The sequence below is a fragment of the Gordonia sp. NPDC003429 genome (genome assembly GCF_053588575.1).
This window is the reverse complement of record NZ_JBSFQF010000017.1, coordinates 1-16,037: the sequence shown is the minus strand read 5'-3', so window position 1 is coordinate 16,037 and position 16,037 is coordinate 1. Positions and strand designations below refer to the sequence as shown.

The window sequence follows — 16,037 nt, the reverse complement described above, 5'->3', positions numbered from 1 at the left end:
TGGTCGCGGACCCGCGGATGTCACAGACCGAGCACGCGTAGGGTCTGCCTGTTGCAGACGCTGCGGGGGTCGACGAAGGCGTCGTGCCCCTCGTCGGGGACGACGATCAGTTCCGCGGACTGACCGCGGGCCGCCACCGTCTGCACGTAGCGCCGGCTCACGTCCACCGGGATCGCGGTGTCGAGACCACCGTGGATCGCCACGACATGGGCGTCGAACCGCGGCTGCTCGATCGGCGAGGCATCCCGGTAGCGCTGGGGCATATCGGGGTATGCGCCGCCCATCAGCGCGTACACCGACTCCCTGCCGGTGCGCCCCGCGGCGACGAGGTCGAGAGCGGCGGACTGGGCTACCACCGTGGAGATCCGGGTGGTGGCAGTGCGCGCCCCGAGCCGAGCGGTGGCCCACACCGCGAGCTGCCCACCCGCGGAATGCCCGACCACGGCCACCGACGACCAGTCGACCGCGGCGGCGGCATGTGGGTCGAGCGCCTCGCGCACCGGGCCGTCGAGTGCCTCGATGGCGGCGACGACGTCGCGCCCCGTGGCGGGCCATCCCCCACCGGGTTCGCCCACGCGGCGGTACTCGACGTTCCAGACCAATGCACCTCGTTCGGCGTACTGGCGGGCGATCGCCGACTCGATGGTGAGGCCGAATTCGGTGGTCCAGTACCCGCCGTGGACGAGCACCACCGGACGGATGCGTTCGGGCCGGTCGGCGACGTCGGCGGCGAGGTAGAGATGGCCGAACTGAGATGGCTCGGAGCCGTAGACGAGCTTGCTGCGGTGAACGGCGCAGCGCTTCACCACGAGATTCTCACCGCGCCCACCGCTGCGTCAGCACCCCGATCGCGCCGAGCGCGACCGCGCCGGCCGCCGACGTCCGCAACACCTCGGGCCCCAGCACCACCGAGTGCGCGCCCAGCGCGGTGAGGTCGGCGATCTCGCTGTCGTCGAGTCCACCCTCCGGTCCGACGACGAGGACGATGGCGGTGGCGTCGGCCAGCGGCAGGGTCCGCAGCGACACCGCACCGTGCTCGTGCAGGACGGCAACGACACCACCGGTCGCCGACACCTCGGCGCACCGCGTCCTCACCTCGGTGGTGCCTGCCAGATCGGCGATCTCGGGTATCCAGGGCCGACGGCTCTGTTTGGCTGCGGCCGACGCGGCGGCACGCCACTTGGCCACACCCTTGTCGGCTTTGCCGGTCCACCGCGCGACGCAGCGCGCAGCCTGCCACGGCACGATGGCATCGACCCCCGCCTCGGTGGCCAGATCCACCGCGAGTTCGGACCGCTCCGCCTTGGGCAGCGCCTGCACCAGCGTCACCGTCGGACGCGGCCGATCGACGAAGCGATATTCATGGGCTCGCGCGACGAGGGTGTCCTTGGCGGTGATCGATACCACCTCACACACCGCGATCGATCCCCTGCCGTCTCCGACGGCGAGGTTTTCCCCCACCGACAGTCGGGTCACGGTGACCGCGTGGCGGCCTTCCGCCCCGCGCAAGACGATGTCGGCACCGACAGCCGGTACCTCGTCGACCCAGAACAGCGGCGGGCTCACAAACGGTCGATTCTCTCGTCGGCGCCCGGTTCAGCGCCCGGCGAAAGCGTTGCGTAGACGCGAGAACAGCCCTCCGGGTGCGGCGGCCGCGCTGGCGGTCACCAGATCGATCTGCTCACCGGAACCGGCACGATAGTTGCGCAGCGCCTCGGACTGCGCGGCGTCGAGTTTCGTCGGCACGTGCACGTCGAGGTGGACGTGCAGTGTGCCGCGGACCCCGCTGTTGACGTGGGGCATGCCCTGACCGCGCACCTTGACCACCTGACCCGGCTGCGTCCCGGGAGCGATCGCCACCGTGGTGGAGTCACCCAGGATGGTCGGCACGTCGAACTCGGCTCCCAGAGCGGCGTCGGCCATCGGGACCCGCAACGTGCAGTGCAGATCGTCCTTGTCGCGGATGAAGACATCGTGGGGACGCTCGGTGACCTCGACATACAGGTCACCGGCCGGGCCGCCACCCATGCCCACCTCGCCCTGACCGGCCAGGCGGACACGCATTCCGCTCTCGATTCCGGCCGGAATGCGCACGGTCATGGTGCGGCGTGACCGAACCCGGCCGTCGCCGCCACACTTGCGGCACGGATCGGGGATCACCTCGCCGGTGCCGTGACAGGTGGGGCACTCGCGCACCGTCATCACCTGTCCGAGAATCGATCGCTGCACCGCCTGGATCTCGCCCGCACCCTTGCAGATGTCGCAGGTCACCGGCTTGGAGTCACCATTGGTGCCCGATCCGTGGCAGACGTCGCAGAGGATCGCCGTGTCGACGGTGATCTCCTTGTTGACACCGGCGGCGCATTCCTCGAGGTCGAGTTCGACCGCGACCAGAGCGGGCTCACCGGGCTGGACCCGACCCCGGGGACCGCGGCCGCCGCCGAAGCCACCGCCGCCGAACCCGCTGCCCGAGCCGAAGAACGCCTCGAACACGTCGCCGAGCCCGCCGCCGGCGAAGCCGCCGAAACCGCCGGCACCGGGACCGGCGAGCGGGTCGCCGCCCGCATCGACGATGCGCCGCTTCTCCGGGTCGCTGAGCACCTCGTAGGCGGTGGTGACCTCTTTGAAGCGGTCCTCTTCGCTCGGATTCACATCGGGATGCAGTTCACGCGCCTTCTTGCGGTACGCACGCTTGATCTCCTGGTCGCTGGCACCTTTTGCCACACCGAGGATTCCGTAGTAGTCAGTTGCCACGCTTGTCTTGGTCCTCTTGTCTCACACGTCTTGTTCGCGCCCATTCAGCGCGTTGTTCGCGCCCGCTCAGCGCTCCGAGAGCACCTCGCCCACGTATTTCGCAACGGCCGCCACGGAGGCGATTGTTCCCGGATAGTCCATCCGCGTGGGGCCGACCACCCCGAGGCTGCCGAACACGGTTCCCGAAGCACCGTACCCGGTGGATACGACGGAGGTGCCGCGCAGGTTCTCGGTCATGGTCTCCTCCCCGATCTGCACGGTCACCCGACCCATCCGCTGGGTGGTGGCCAACAATTTGAGGACCACGACCTGCTCCTCGAGTGCCTCGAGCACCGAGTCCATGCCACCGCTGGCCGGCGCGAAATCAGCAGCCGCCCGGGCCAGGTTGGAGGTACCACCGAGGACCAGCCGGTCATCGCCGCGCTCGACCAGCGTCTCCACCAGTACCGTCGCGATGCGGATGACCGCGTCACGGATGTCCTCGGGCGCTTGATTGGCCACCTCGGCGACCGCCGCCGAGGCGGCCTCGAGCCGCTTGCCGTGCAGCGCTGCGGAGAAGATGTCACGCAACCGAGCGATACCCGCCTCGTCGTGGTCCTCGGCAAGGGCCACCATCCGCTGCTCGACACGGCCGCTGTCGGTGATCACCACAAGCAGCAGCCGCGACGGCGACAGGGTGATCACCTCGAGGTGACGCACCGTCGCAGCGGACAGCACCGGGTATTGGATGACCGCGACCTGCCGGGTGAGTTGTGCGAGCAATCGCACCGACCGGCGCAGCACGTCGTCGAGGTCGACGCCGGAATCGAGGACCGACAGGATCGCGCGGCGCTCGGCCGACGACAGTGGCTTGACCTCGCTGATCCGGTCCACGAACATCCGGTAACCCTTGTCGGTGGGCACGCGTCCCGAACTGGTGTGCGGCTGGGTGATGTAACCCTCGGCCTCCAGAACGGCCATGTCGTTTCGGACGGTGGCGCTCGAAACCCCGAGGTGGTGGCGTTCGACCAGCGCCTTGGAGCCGATCGGCTCCTGCGTGTCCACATAGTCGGTGACGATTGCCCGAAGGATCTCGAACCGCCGATCGTCGGTCGCCGTCACTCTCTGACACCTCCTCGACACGAACTCTGCAATACAGTTGGTGGGTTCCATCTTACGAAAGGCCGACGAAAACCTGGCCTCCACGCGGCATCGAGTCGCGGGTCACCGGCGGTCGGCCTCGACGGACGCCGCCGGGCGGAAAAGGAAACCGGGATGATCTTCAAGGGTGTGCGGGAGGGAAAGCCCTATCCCGAGCACGGACTGTCCCATCGCGGCTGGGCCAAGATCCCGCCCCGGCAGCTGCGCCTCGACGAACTGACCACGGTCACCACCGTGTTGGCCCTGGACAAGTTGCTGAGCGAGGACTCGACGTTCTACGGCGACCTGTTCTCGCACGTGGTGCGCTGGCACGGGGAGATGTATCTCGAGGACGGACTGCATCGGGCGGTGCGATCGGCGCTACGCAACCGGCACATCATCCACGCCCGGCTGCTCGATCTCGATGCCTATGATCTGCGCCCGACGGCCGCGCCACTGGAGGATCAACTCGACGACACCGGCCCGATTCCGGCGGCACGGGCCGACGCACCCGGCAGAGGTGGCGCGCACCGTCGCGGCGCCCGATCCACCGGTTGGTCGGCACCGCCGCCCGCCTGGTGAGCCGCCGGGCGGCGGTTTCTCACACCTCCAGGGTCTTCTCCGACGGCAGGTCGTACACCGGGCACTCCGCCACCCCGATCGTGTCCCTGGTGATCTCCTCGACAGCGGCCTGTGTTGCCTGCGCGTCGTTCACCCAGTTGCGATAGAAGTCGAACGGGCATTCGGCAACTCCCTTGTCACCGTCACCGCCGGCCAGCACGCCGGTGTAGCCGCGGTGCAGGAGCTTGAACAGATGATTCTGGGACTGGTCGAAGTGGCGCGCGTCGCGGATCGTCGACAACGACAGTTGCGCGTACTGGATTCCGTAGTCCTCCTCGCCGCACTCGCCGAGGGTCCTTCCGTCGAATCCGATGATGGCGCTGTGACCGAAGTATGTGTAGACGCCGTCCCAACCGGTCGCGTTGGCCACGGCGACGTAGCAGTTGTTGGCCCACGCCATCGCCTTGGCCATCAGCACCTGCTGCTCCTTGGCCGGGTACATGTAGCCCTGCGGCCGCACGATGAGTTCGGCACCCTTCATCGCGCAATCGCGCCAGATCTCGGGATAGTTGCCGTCGTCGCAGATGATCAGCGAGATCTTGAGCCCCTTCGGGCCGTCGGTGACGTAGGTCTGCCCACCGGGATACCACCCCTCGATCGGAGTCCACGGCAGGATCTTGCGGTACTTCTGCACGATCTCGCCTTCGTCGTTGATCAGGACCAGCGTGTTGTACGGGGGCTTCGCGGGATGATCCTCGTGGCGTTCGCCGGTGATCGAGAACACCCCCCACGTCTTCGCGTCACGACACGCCTTGGCGAAGATGTCGGTCTCGTCGCCGGGAATGGTCGCGGCGGTCGCATACATCTCCTCGGTGTCGTACATGATGCCCATCGTCGAATACTCCGGGAAGACAACGAGATCCATCCCCGGCAGACCCGTCTTCATGCCGACCACCATGTCGGCGATCTTGCGGGCGTTGTCGAGGACGTCGGCTTTCGTGTGCAGCCGCGGCATCTTGTAGTTCACCACTGCCACGCCGACGGTGTCCGGGCTCGACGAGATGTCTCCGTGTCGCATGCGTACTCCTCTCGACCGGTGTGCACCGGACCAGTCAATTACTTCCGTTCGGAAGCATCTGAGATGCCAGGTTAATCCCCGCACCGTTACGCGCGGATTGCCATGACGTGTGAACCCGGTGACATGACACGGTTTTGAGGCGCGCTTCGATCTCCGAGCACGCGCGACGGCGTGCGCATGTCGCGTTCTTCTGCTTTCATTCGGAAACAGTTCGTCGGAAGAATGCACGGTCGGTGCGGAGGTGATGGGACGTGTCGGGGTATCTGTCTTCCAAGGTCAACGACCTGAACTCCGGCCCCACCGCGGGTTCGGGATCGTTCCGGATGGGGCGGGCGACATCGCCGCAGCGCCTGAAGACAAACCTCGAGTCGGCCATCATCGGACAGGATCACGCGATCGAGGCGGTGGTTCGCGGTTTGACGATCGCCGCCGCGGGCATCCGTGACCCCCACCGGCCGATCGCCTCGCTGCTGTTCGTCGGGCCCACCGGAGTCGGCAAGACCGAACTGGCGCGGCGGCTGGCGGCCGAGATCACCGGAGACCCCGACAAGCTGTGTCGCATCGACATGAACTCACTCGCCCAGGAGCACTACGCGGCCTCCCTCTCGGGCGCACCGCCGGGCTATTCGGGTGCCAAGGAACAGTACACGCTGTTCGACCGGGAGCTGGTGGAGGGCAACATCTCTCGCCCCGGAATCGTGTTGTTCGACGAGGTGGAGAAGGCCCATACGACGGTGCTGCGTTCGCTGCTGCAGATCCTCGACACCGGCACCCTGCGCCTCACCGCGGGCACCTCGACCATCGATTTCCGCAACGCGATCGTCTTGCTCACATCGAACCTCGGGTCGGCCGAGATCGCATCACGTCATCGCGGCGAGTTCGGCAGGCGATGGTGGACACGTCGCCGCGGCGCGTCGCCGGCCGACGATCCGGTGCTCCGCGCGGTGGAGGACTTCTTCGACCCGGAGCTCTACAACCGGTTCGACGAGATCGTCCGTTTCGATGCCCTCGACGAGATCACCGCCGCGGCGATAGTCGATCTCGAACTCGGCCGCCTCACCGACCGCCTGCGTACCCGTGGCATCACCTGGGACGCCGACCCGCAGCTCCGAGCGCACCTCGCGGAGTCGGGGTTCGACCCGGTGTACGGTGCACGAAATCTGCACCGCACCATACGCCTGGGCCTGCATGCGCCGATCGCCGAGGCGATCGTCGGCAGCACCCCCGGTGACGGCCCACTACACCTGCATGCGTCGGTGCGTGCGGGAGCGATCGTGGTCTCGGCCGGCCCCGCCGATGGCGGGACCGGACCGACCGCGCCCGACGGTCAGGCCACATGAATACGCGCGAGCACGTCGAGATCGAGTTGGTCGGCAACGGCGAGGTACACGTCCTGATCGGTTGTCCCCCCGTCGAGATGGAGCGCCCCACGAGGACCCTCCACCACGACGCGGGCCGCGGCACGCTCCATGCCCGACACCGTCAACGAGCCTGCCCGGTCGGCCAATTCGGCGAGTACGGTGATCGCGTCGAAACAGGACTGCCCGATGCTGTTGAGCACGGGCGCATCCGGCCCGTGCAGTCGGTGGTAACGACCGGCGAAGTCTACCGTTTCGCTCGTGACGAGGGAATCGAAGAACCCTGCGGCGGCATACATGTTGGAGGTCGCGGTGGCACCCATGCCGAGCACTTGATTCTCCTCGAGGATGGGGCTGAATCGCAGCATCACCTGATCGAGTCCGCGGCGGGCGAACCCTCGACCGAACCGGACCGCGTCGTCGCCGACGAGCAGCACCAGAACCGCGTCGGCGCCGCACATCTCGAGCCATGTGTATGTGCCGGAAAAGTCGCCGATACCGAGCGGCAGGAACATCGACCCGAGGTGGGTCAGGCCGGCGCCGGCGAGATGCACTGCCGCCCGGCCCGCGAGTTGCCGGGGCCACACGTAGTCGTTGCCGACCACACACCACCGGCGGGCACCGCGTTCGCGCGCGAGCCAGTCGAGGCCCGGCAGCACTTGGCTTTCCGGCGCCTCGCCGGTCATGAACAGCCCGGGTGTGCGAAACTCGCCTTCGTGCAACGCCGCGTACACATAGGGCACCTGGCCGCCCAGCCGTCGCAGGATCGCCTTGCGGACCGCGGATATGTGCCACCCCGCGATCGCGTCGACAAGGCCGGCATGCCACAGGGCGGCGACCTCGGCGGCCACCAACTGTGGGGCACGGCCTCCATCGACCATGATCAACTCGACGGCGTGACCCAGAATGCCACTGCGCGAATGCAATTCGGCAACGGCCAACTCGCCCGAAGCCTCGCACGACGGGCCGAAGATGCCCGCCGAACCCGTCAGCGGCACCACGAAGGCGATCCGGACAGGTCGTTCGCGATTCGCCATCGGACCCCCCTGACGTGCGCGAACCCCATCTCCACCGTCCGTCGACCCGGGTGGGCACCGATGCGCAGGGCGGATCGACGATGAGCGGCCAGACTACACCCGACGTGCGCGACCGGCGAGCCGACGACGGGGCGGAAACCACTCTGCTGCTGCAGTTGCTACGTGCGGCCCGTCAGATCGAATCGGGGGTGTCGGCCGAGCTCGCCGCCCTGCGCATCACGCCGGAACAGTGGCGGATCATCTGCGTACTCACCGCCGGCGGCGGCCACACCATGACCGAACTGGCCACCCTGGCGGTGCTTCCGGCCGCCACCTGTACCCGCACGGTCGATCGGCTGGTGTCCTCGGGCACGGTCTACCGGCGAGCCGATCCCACCGACCGGCGTCGGGTGGTGGTGTTCCTCAGCGCCCGCGGCCGACGGTCGGTCGCACCGATCACCGACGCGGAGCGGACGGCCCAACACGAGATCGCGCGCTCGCTCGGCCCGCGAGGATACGTCGGCCTGCAGGATGCCTTGAGGCGCATCGCCTCCGAGCCCACGGTCGGGTGACCCGCACTCACTCCCCGGCCAGCAGGATGTCTCGGATCACGCCGTCGGCAAGGAGACGACCCCGATCGGTCAGGACGTAACGATCGGCGATCGCCACGAGCAGACCGTCCGCGCACAGCCGGCGAGCACCGCCGATCTCGTCCGCGTCGAGCACCGACGTCGGCAAACCGTCGCGGCATCGCATCCGCAGCATCACCTCTTCGGTGTGACGGTCGGCGGCCGTCAACGTCTCCGAGGACGCCACCGGTAGCCGCCCCGCGGCGAGTTCGGCCGCATACCGCGCCGGATGTTTGACGTTGTGCCACCGCACCCCGTTCACATGCGAATGCGCACCAGGGCCGATCCCCCACCAATCGGCACCGTGCCAGTACCCCAGATTGTGCCGGCACTCCGCCTGCGGGGACCGCGCCCAGTTCGACACCTCGTACCAATCGAACCCGTTGTCGCGCAGCCGTTCATCGAGTCGCACGTACCGGTCGGCGAGAACGTCGTCGTCGGGGGCGGGCATCTCACCGCGCCGGATACGGCGGGCCAGCGCGGTGCCGTCCTCCACGATCAGCGCATACGCCGACACGTGGTCGACCGGGGTCGAGAGCACCGCATCGATGCTGACGTCCAGGTCGGCGTCGGTCTCACCCGGGGTGCCGTAGATGAGGTCGAGGTTGACGTGCGCGAAGCCCGCGGCGGCGGCCTCGCGCGCCGCCGCGACGGCCCGGCCTGGGCTGTGGGTGCGGTCGAGCGCGGCGAGCACATGCGGCGCCGCCGATTGCATACCCAGCGAGATGCGGGTGAAGCCGGCCTCGAGGAGCCCGTCGAAGAACGCCGGCGAGGTGGATTCCGGATTGGATTCGGTGGTGACCTCGGCGTCACGGGTCAGATCGAACCGTGAACGCACCCCATCGAGCAGCCGCGCCAGGCCGTCGGCACCGAGGAGCGACGGGGTGCCGCCACCGACGAACACCGTGGAGACCGGGCGGTCGGCACCGAGCATCCCGGCGGCCAGATCCAGTTCGCGTTCCACCGCGTCGTGCCAGGTCGACGGCGACGACGCACTACCCAATTCGCCGGCGGTATAGGTGTTGAAGTCGCAGTAGCCGCAGCGGGTCGCGCAGAACGGGACGTGGACGTACAGCCCGAAAGCGGTCGCCGGATCGGCGTCTGCGCACGCCCCGCCCACGGCGGCGAGATCGTCGGCAAGGATCGAGGTCACCACACCCGTTCTCCTCGCCATGACATGCCCTCCATGATGCGCGCGACGTGCCCGGACACCGCGCTCGGGCGCTTTCCCTCAGCGTGACGCAAAGTATCCGCAAGTAGACGCGGGCGTCGTCAGCATGGCACCATGGGTGACATGACTTCTCCCGGGGTGTGGCTCGCCGCGCGGCGCCACATCGACCTCAAGCGCGTGTGCAGCGCTTTCTGTCGCATCTGACGACGCTGCCGGCCTCGAAGGTCCCCTCCATGCATGACGCTCGCCTGCGTCGTCGCGCCCGGGATGCCCGCACGCACAGCCCCTCGCCCGTGCCACGATCGCCGGTGCCTGCCGCCGGCCAGGAGTATTCATGACGTCCACCACCGACGCGCCCTCCACCTCCGACGCCGAGCCCACACCCGAGCGTCCGGCCCGCGCATCCGCCACGGGGGAACGCCCCGCCCGCAAGCCCCGGCCAGCCAAGCGCCGCGCCGAAGGCCAGTGGAAGCTCGGCTATCGCGAACCGCTCAATCCCAATGAGCAGATCAAGAAGGACGACAATCCGCTCAACGTGCGGGCGCGCATCGAGAACATCTACGCCCACCGCGGCTTCGACTCCATCGACAAGCAGGACCTGCGCGGCCGCATGCGCTGGTGGGGTTTGTACACGCAGCGTGCGCAGGGCTACGACGGCACCTGGACCGGCGACGAGAACATCGACATCCTCGAGGACAACCACTTCATGATGCGGGTGCGCTGCGACGCGGGTGCCCTCACCGCCGAACAGTTGCGCACCCTCGGGGAGATCTCCACCGAGTTCGCCCGCGACACCGCCGACCTCTCCGATCGCGAGAACGTCCAGTATCACTGGATCCGCATCGAAGACGTCCCCACCATCTGGGAGCGTCTGGAGGGCGTGGGACTCCAGACCACCGAAGCGTGCGGCGATTGCCCCCGCATCATCCTGGGCTCCCCGCTCGCCGGCGAGGCCGTCGACGAGGTGCTCGACCCGACTCCGGCGATCGACGAGATCGTGCGGCGCTACATCGGCGATCCGCAGTACTCGAACCTGCCGCGCAAGTTCAAAACCGCGATCTCCGGCCTGCAGGATGTGCCGCACGAGGTCAACGACATCGCATTCATCGGCGTGGAGCACCCCGAGCACGGCCCGGGACTCGACGTGTGGGTCGGTGGCGGACTGTCGACCAATCCGATGCTCGCGCAACGACTCGGCGTGTGGGTGCCGCTCGACGAGGTGCCCGACGTGTGGGAGGCCGTGGTCAGCATCTTCCGCGACTACGGCTACCGTCGGCTGCGCACCAAGGCGCGGCTGAAGTTCCTGCTCAAGGACTGGGGCGTGGAGAAGTTCCGCGAGGTGCTCGAGCAGGAGTACCTCGGCCGCACGCTGATCGACGGGCCCGCACCGGAACCGCTGACCGCACCTCGCGACCACGTCGGAGTGCAGAAACTCAAGAACGGCACCAACTCCGTCGGTTTCGCCGCGATCGCCGGCCGGGTGTCGGGAACCATCCTGACCGCGGTCGCCGACGCCGCCGCCCGCGCCGGTTCGGACCGCATCCGTTTCACGCCGTACCAGAAGCTGGTGATCCTCGACGTCGCCGACGACAAGGTGGAAGCGCTGATCGCCGAACTCGGCGAGCTCGGACTGAACGCGCGGCCATCGATGTGGCGACGAAACCTGATGGCGTGCAGTGGAATCGAGTTCTGCAAACTCTCCTTCACCGAGACCCGTAAACGCTCGCAGGTGCTCGTGCCCGAACTCGAGAAGCGGCTGGCCGACATCAACGCCGGACTCGACGTGCCGATCACGATCAACATCAACGGCTGCCCGAATTCCTGTGCCCGCGCCCAGATCGCCGACATCGGATTCAAGGGACAACTCGTCGACAACGCCGACGGCACCACCACCGAGGGCTTCCAGGTCCACCTCGGCGGCAGCCTCGGCCAGGACGCCGGATTCGGCCGCAAACTGCGCCAGCACAAGGTGGTGTCCACCGAGCTCGGCGACTACATCGAACGCGTCGTCCGCAACTTCGTGGCACAACGCGAAGACGGGGAACGGTTCGCACAATGGGCCGTTCGCGCCGACGAGGAGGCACTGCGATGAGCACGACGACCACCGCCCGCACCGGTCGACGCTTCACCGAGGACGAACTGCGCGAGATCGCCACACGCGGCGCCCACGAACTCGGCGCCGAGGCATCGCCCGAAGACCTGCTGCGCTGGACCGCGGAGACCTTCGGCGACAACTTCGTGGTGGCCTCCAACATGCAGGACGCGGCCCTGGTGGACCTGGCCGTCAACCACGTGGATCGCGACCTGGTGGGCGGTGCGGTGAAGATCCTCTTCCTCGACACCGGTTACCACTTCGCCGAGACCATCGGTACCCGTGACGCCGTCGAACAGGTCTACAACCACGGCGCCGAACGCCTCGCCCGTCCCGGCGTGGAGATGGTCAACCTGACTCCGGAACACAGCGTGGCCCAGCAAGATGAACTGTTGGGCCGCAACCTGTTCGCCCGCGACCCGGGAGAGTGCTGCCGACTGCGCAAGGTGATGCCGTTGCGGGCCGGACTCTCCGGATACGACGCCTGGGTCACCGGTATTCGCCGGGTGGAGGCGCCGACCCGGGCCAACGCGCCGTTGATCTCCTTCGACGAGGGCTTCGGCCTGGTGAAGATCAACCCGATCGCGCCGTGGTCGGACGAGACAATGCAGGACTACATCGACTCCCACGGTGTACTGGTCAACCCTTTGGTCGACGAGGGGTACCCGTCGATCGGCTGCGCACCGTGCACCGCCAAACCCGAACCCGGATCCGATCCGCGCAGCGGCCGCTGGGCCGGTCGCGCCAAGACAGAATGTGGATTGCACGCATGACTCTCACCGACTCCACCACCGGCACGTCGCCCGAGACCTCGTCCCGCGAGACCGCAGACGAGTTCACCACGCTCGACGCGCTGGAATCCGAGGCCATCCACATCTTCCGCGAGGTGGCAGGCGAATTCGAGCGACCGGTGATCCTGTTCTCCGGCGGCAAGGACTCCACCGTGCTGCTGCACGTGGCGCTCAAGGCGTTCTGGCCGGCACCCCTGCCCTTCTCGCTGCTGCACGTGGACACCGGACACAACCTGCCGGAGGTGCTGCAGTTCCGCGACGAGGTGGTCGAGCGCCACAACCTGCGCCTGCACGTGGCCAAGGTCGAGGATTACCTCGCCGATGGTCGCCTCACCGAACGTCCCGACGGTGTGCGCAACCCGCTGCAGACCATTCCGCTGCTCGACGCGATCACCGAGAACCGGTTCGACGCGGTGTTCGGTGGCGGCCGCCGCGACGAGGAGCGTTCACGCGCCAAGGAGCGGATCTTCTCGCTGCGCAACGCCTTCGGACAGTGGGACCCCAAGCGGCAGCGTCCCGAGCTGTGGAATCTGTACAACGGGCGTCACGCCCCGGGTGAGCACGTGCGGGTGTTCCCGCTGTCGAACTGGACCGAACTCGACGTGTGGCGCTACATCAGCCGCGAGCAGGTGTTGCTGCCACCGATCTACTACGCGCACCAGCGTGAGGTGTTCCTGCGGGACGGCATGTGGATGACGGCCGGCTCGTGGGGCGGACCCCGCGAAGGCGAAGAGGTGCAACGACTCTCCGTGCGCTACCGCACCGTCGGCGACGGTTCGTCGACGGGTGCGGTGCTGTCGGAGGCCACAACCAACGAGGCCGTGCTCGCCGAGGTCGCCGCATCACGGCTGACCGAGCGCGGCGCCACCCGCGGCGACGACCGGGTGTCGGAGGCGGCGATGGAAGACCGTAAACGCGAAGGATATTTCTGATGGCATCGACCTTCGGGCACGTTCCCGATCTGCTCCGCATCGCCACCGCAGGCAGCGTCGACGACGGCAAGTCGACGCTGGTGGGTCGGCTGCTCTACGACACGAAATCGGTTCTGGCCGACCAGATCGACGCGGTCACCAAGGCCTCTGTCGACCGCGGCCTCGAAGGGCCCGACCTCTCGCTGCTCGTCGACGGCCTGCGCGCCGAACGCGAACAGGGCATCACCATCGATGTCGCCTACCGCTACTTCGCCACGCCCGCACGGTCATTCGTGCTCGCCGACACGCCGGGTCACGTGCAGTACACCCGCAACACGGTGTCGGGCGCATCGACCGCCCAGTTGGTGATCCTGCTGGTGGACGCCCGCAACGGCGTGGTGTCCCAGACGCGCCGCCACGCCGCAGTGATGGCGCTGCTCGGTGTTCCGCAGTTGGTGTTGGCGGTCAACAAGATCGACCTGGTGGACAGTGCCGCCGACGTGTTCGCCGAGATCTCGGCCGAGTTCGCCGAGCTCACCGGGTCGCTGGGCTGGACACCCGAGCAGGTGCAGGCGATCCCGGTGTCGGCGCTACACGGCGACAACGTCGCGACCCGCTCGGCCAACACCCCGTTCTACGACGGCCCCACACTCATCGAGCACCTCGAGACCGTGCCCAATGCCACCGAACGCCACGACGAGGTCGGTCTGCGATTCCCGGTGCAGTACGTGATCCGTCCGCGGACGCCCGAGTTCCCCGACTATCGCGGCTACGCCGGTCAGATCGCCGCCGGCCGGGTATCGGTGGGCGACGAGATCGTGGTGCTGCCGTCGGGTAGCCGCACCACCGTCACCCAGATCGACACCGCCGACGGCCCGATGGCCACCGCGCACACCGGCCGCAGCGTGACACTGCTGCTCGCCGACGACGTCGACATCTCGCGCGGCGACGTGATCGCCGGGGTCTCCGACGCACCGGAACCCGTGCAGCAGTTCACCGCGACGGTTTGCTGGCTCGCCGAAAAGCCGTTGCGTCCCGGCGCGCGGCTGCTGCTCAAGCACGGCACCAAGACCACCCAAGCGATCGTCGGTGGTCTCGATGCGCTGTTCGACGAACAGAATCTGACACTGGTGGAGGTCCCGGAAACGGTGGAGCTCAACCAGATCGGACGGATCTCTGTGCAGACCGCCGAGCCGATTCCGGCCGACGATTACCAGGTCAGTCGCGAGTCGGGCAGCTTTCTGCTGATCGACCCGCAGGGCGGCAACACCCTGGCGGCCGGGCTGGTGGGTGACGCGTTGTCGACGCTGCACCTCAAAGAGCTGGTGTGACACCGGCACTGCTGCTGGTGGCCCACGGCTCCCGCGATCCGCGTTTCGCCGACACCGCCCGGCGGGTTCGGGCGGCGGTGGCCGAGCGGTTACCCGCGGTCGACGTGCAGTTGTCGTACCTGGACCTCGACCGGCCGCTGACCTCCGAGGCACTGGCGCGGATGTCGGGAGCAGCCGTCGTCGTGCCGCTGCTGTTGGCACCCGGCCACCACAGTGAGGTCGATGTTCCCTCGATCGTGCGAGAACACGCCACTCATCCGGTGGTGTGCACCGACGTCGTCGGTGCACACGGGCTCACCACAGCCCTGGCCGACCGATTGCGCGAAGCGGGTCTGCGCCGCGGCGACGGTATCGTGCTGACCGCGGTCGGGTCCACGAACCCGTCGGCGGCCTCGATGGTCCGACGTCGCGCCATCGAGCTGTCCACCATGCTTCACCATCCGGTGGACGTCGTGTTCGGGACCCGGCTGGGCACCGGAGACCTCGCGCTGCGCACCGCGATTCGTCGCCTGCACACGGCCGGGTGCACCCGCATCGTTCTCAGTCCCTACTTCCTGTCCGCAGGGCTGCTCACCGAACGCGTCGAGAACGCCCTGGACCGTTGGGCCCCAGGCGCATTGGTGGCCGGACCGATCGGCGCACACCCGCAACTGGTATCCGCTGTCGCCGAGGCGTACGCCCGAGGCCTCAGCCGGCGGGAGACACCGCGTTCATCGGTCCGGTGACCGTATCCTCGTCCTCCCAGCATTCGACGCCACCCACCTCGGGAAGCCGATCGCGGGTGAAGATGGGATCGCGCCCTGCCCGCCGCTGACGCGTGAAGTCGGCGAGCAGCTTGAATGCGATGCCGGACAGCAACGCGATGGCGATGAGATTGATGAGCGCCATCACGCCCATGATGCCGTCGGCCAGGTTCCACACCAGATCCGACGAGGCCACCGAACCCGCGAATACCGCAAGGACCGCCAGAACGCGATAGACGGTGAGCATCGCGCGGTGTGCCCCCAGGAACTCGATATTGGACTCGCCGTAGTAGTAATTCCCGAGTATCGAGGAGAACGCCAACAGGAAAACGATGATGCTCAGCGCGACGTGGGTCCACGATCCCAGCGCCGATTCCAGCCCACCCTGGGTCAGGCCGATACCCTTGGAGGCCGTGCCGAGATCGGGCACGGAGACCAAGATGATGAACGCGGTGATCGAGCAGATCAGAAACGTGTCGAAAT

The 16,037-nt window shown here is 67.7% G+C and carries 16 protein-coding genes; 8 read left to right on the top strand and 8 right to left on the bottom strand.

The genetic code is table 11. The features are described 5' to 3' along the window. Nucleotides 1-20: 20 nt before the first annotated feature. From ACWDSI_RS17205 to hrcA, 4 genes are all read right to left on the bottom strand, one after another. Nucleotides 21-809 (bottom strand): alpha/beta hydrolase family protein, encoded by a 789-nt coding sequence (locus ACWDSI_RS17205; protein WP_449745033.1) that lies wholly within the window; start codon nucleotides 807-809, stop codon nucleotides 21-23. A gap of 7 nt (nucleotides 810-816) precedes the next feature. Beyond that, a complete protein-coding gene (locus ACWDSI_RS17200) occupies nucleotides 817-1,566 on the bottom strand; it encodes a 16S rRNA (uracil(1498)-N(3))-methyltransferase (protein WP_449745034.1) in 750 nt (249 codons plus the stop codon). 30 nt (nucleotides 1,567-1,596) lie between these two features. Continuing rightward, nucleotides 1,597-2,754, bottom strand: coding sequence for a molecular chaperone DnaJ (gene dnaJ / locus ACWDSI_RS17195; protein WP_449745035.1), 1,158 nt, complete (start codon nucleotides 2,752-2,754; stop codon nucleotides 1,597-1,599). A gap of 66 nt (nucleotides 2,755-2,820) precedes the next feature. Continuing rightward, entirely contained in the window at nucleotides 2,821-3,855 is a 1,035-nt protein-coding gene (gene hrcA, locus ACWDSI_RS17190) for a heat-inducible transcriptional repressor HrcA (RefSeq protein ID WP_449757269.1), read from the bottom strand. A 153-nt stretch (nucleotides 3,856-4,008) separates the two neighbouring features. On the opposite strand from hrcA, the gene ACWDSI_RS17185 reads away from it, so the two are divergent. Continuing rightward, on the top strand, nucleotides 4,009-4,455 hold the full coding sequence (locus tag ACWDSI_RS17185) for a type II toxin-antitoxin system VapB family antitoxin (RefSeq protein ID WP_449745037.1): 447 nt from the start codon (nucleotides 4,009-4,011) through the stop codon (nucleotides 4,453-4,455). 19 nt (nucleotides 4,456-4,474) lie between these two features. Here ACWDSI_RS17185 and ACWDSI_RS17180 read toward each other — a convergent pair whose 3' ends face one another. Next, nucleotides 4,475-5,512 (bottom strand): aliphatic amidase, encoded by a 1,038-nt coding sequence (locus tag ACWDSI_RS17180; protein WP_449745038.1) that lies wholly within the window; start codon nucleotides 5,510-5,512, stop codon nucleotides 4,475-4,477. Nucleotides 5,513-5,763: 251 nt separating this feature from the next. Here ACWDSI_RS17180 and ACWDSI_RS17175 point away from each other — a divergent pair, with 251 nt between their 5' ends. Next, nucleotides 5,764-6,852 (top strand): AAA family ATPase, encoded by a 1,089-nt coding sequence (locus tag ACWDSI_RS17175; protein WP_449745039.1) that lies wholly within the window; start codon nucleotides 5,764-5,766, stop codon nucleotides 6,850-6,852. Here ACWDSI_RS17175 and ACWDSI_RS17170 read toward each other — a convergent pair. Then, nucleotides 6,840-7,907: a substrate-binding domain-containing protein gene (locus ACWDSI_RS17170; protein WP_449745040.1), complete on the bottom strand. Its 1,068-nt coding sequence runs from the start codon at nucleotides 7,905-7,907 to the stop codon at nucleotides 6,840-6,842. The two genes, ACWDSI_RS17175 and ACWDSI_RS17170, sit on opposite strands and share 13 nt — an antisense overlap. 80 nt (nucleotides 7,908-7,987) lie before the next feature. Here ACWDSI_RS17170 and ACWDSI_RS17165 point away from each other — a divergent pair, with 80 nt between their 5' ends. Then, entirely contained in the window at nucleotides 7,988-8,458 is a 471-nt protein-coding gene (locus tag ACWDSI_RS17165) for a MarR family winged helix-turn-helix transcriptional regulator (protein WP_449745041.1), read from the top strand. A gap of 7 nt (nucleotides 8,459-8,465) precedes the next feature. Here ACWDSI_RS17165 and hemW read toward each other — a convergent pair whose 3' ends face one another. Continuing rightward, nucleotides 8,466-9,689 (bottom strand): radical SAM family heme chaperone HemW, encoded by a 1,224-nt coding sequence (gene hemW, locus ACWDSI_RS17160; protein ID WP_449745042.1) that lies wholly within the window; start codon nucleotides 9,687-9,689, stop codon nucleotides 8,466-8,468. A gap of 331 nt (nucleotides 9,690-10,020) precedes the next feature. Here hemW and ACWDSI_RS17155 point away from each other — a divergent pair, with 331 nt between their 5' ends. From ACWDSI_RS17155 to ACWDSI_RS17135, 5 genes are read left to right on the top strand one after another with little or no spacing between them, the layout of a single operon-like run. After that, entirely contained in the window at nucleotides 10,021-11,778 is a 1,758-nt protein-coding gene (locus ACWDSI_RS17155) for a nitrite/sulfite reductase (RefSeq protein ID WP_449745043.1), read from the top strand. Then, nucleotides 11,775-12,551: a phosphoadenylyl-sulfate reductase gene (locus ACWDSI_RS17150; RefSeq protein ID WP_449745044.1), complete on the top strand. Its 777-nt coding sequence runs from the start codon at nucleotides 11,775-11,777 to the stop codon at nucleotides 12,549-12,551. The genes ACWDSI_RS17155 and ACWDSI_RS17150 overlap by 4 nt, the downstream gene beginning before the upstream one ends. After that, a complete protein-coding gene (gene cysD / locus ACWDSI_RS17145) occupies nucleotides 12,548-13,501 on the top strand; it encodes a sulfate adenylyltransferase subunit CysD (protein ID WP_449745045.1) in 954 nt (317 codons plus the stop codon). The genes ACWDSI_RS17150 and cysD overlap by 4 nt, the downstream gene beginning before the upstream one ends. Next, nucleotides 13,501-14,811 carry a sulfate adenylyltransferase subunit 1 gene (locus tag ACWDSI_RS17140; protein WP_449745046.1) on the top strand — a complete coding sequence of 437 codons (1,311 nt, stop codon included), beginning with the start codon at nucleotides 13,501-13,503 and terminating at the stop codon, nucleotides 14,809-14,811. Before cysD ends, ACWDSI_RS17140 begins: the two co-directional genes overlap by 1 nt. Further along, nucleotides 14,808-15,536, top strand: a complete 729-nt coding sequence (locus ACWDSI_RS17135; RefSeq protein ID WP_449745047.1) for a sirohydrochlorin chelatase — start codon at nucleotides 14,808-14,810, stop codon at nucleotides 15,534-15,536. Before ACWDSI_RS17140 ends, ACWDSI_RS17135 begins: the two co-directional genes overlap by 4 nt. Here ACWDSI_RS17135 and ACWDSI_RS17130 read toward each other — a convergent pair. Further along, on the bottom strand, nucleotides 15,499-16,037 hold a 539-nt coding region (locus ACWDSI_RS17130; protein ID WP_449757268.1), incomplete at its 5' end, for an alanine:cation symporter family protein. The genes ACWDSI_RS17135 and ACWDSI_RS17130 overlap by 38 nt on opposite strands.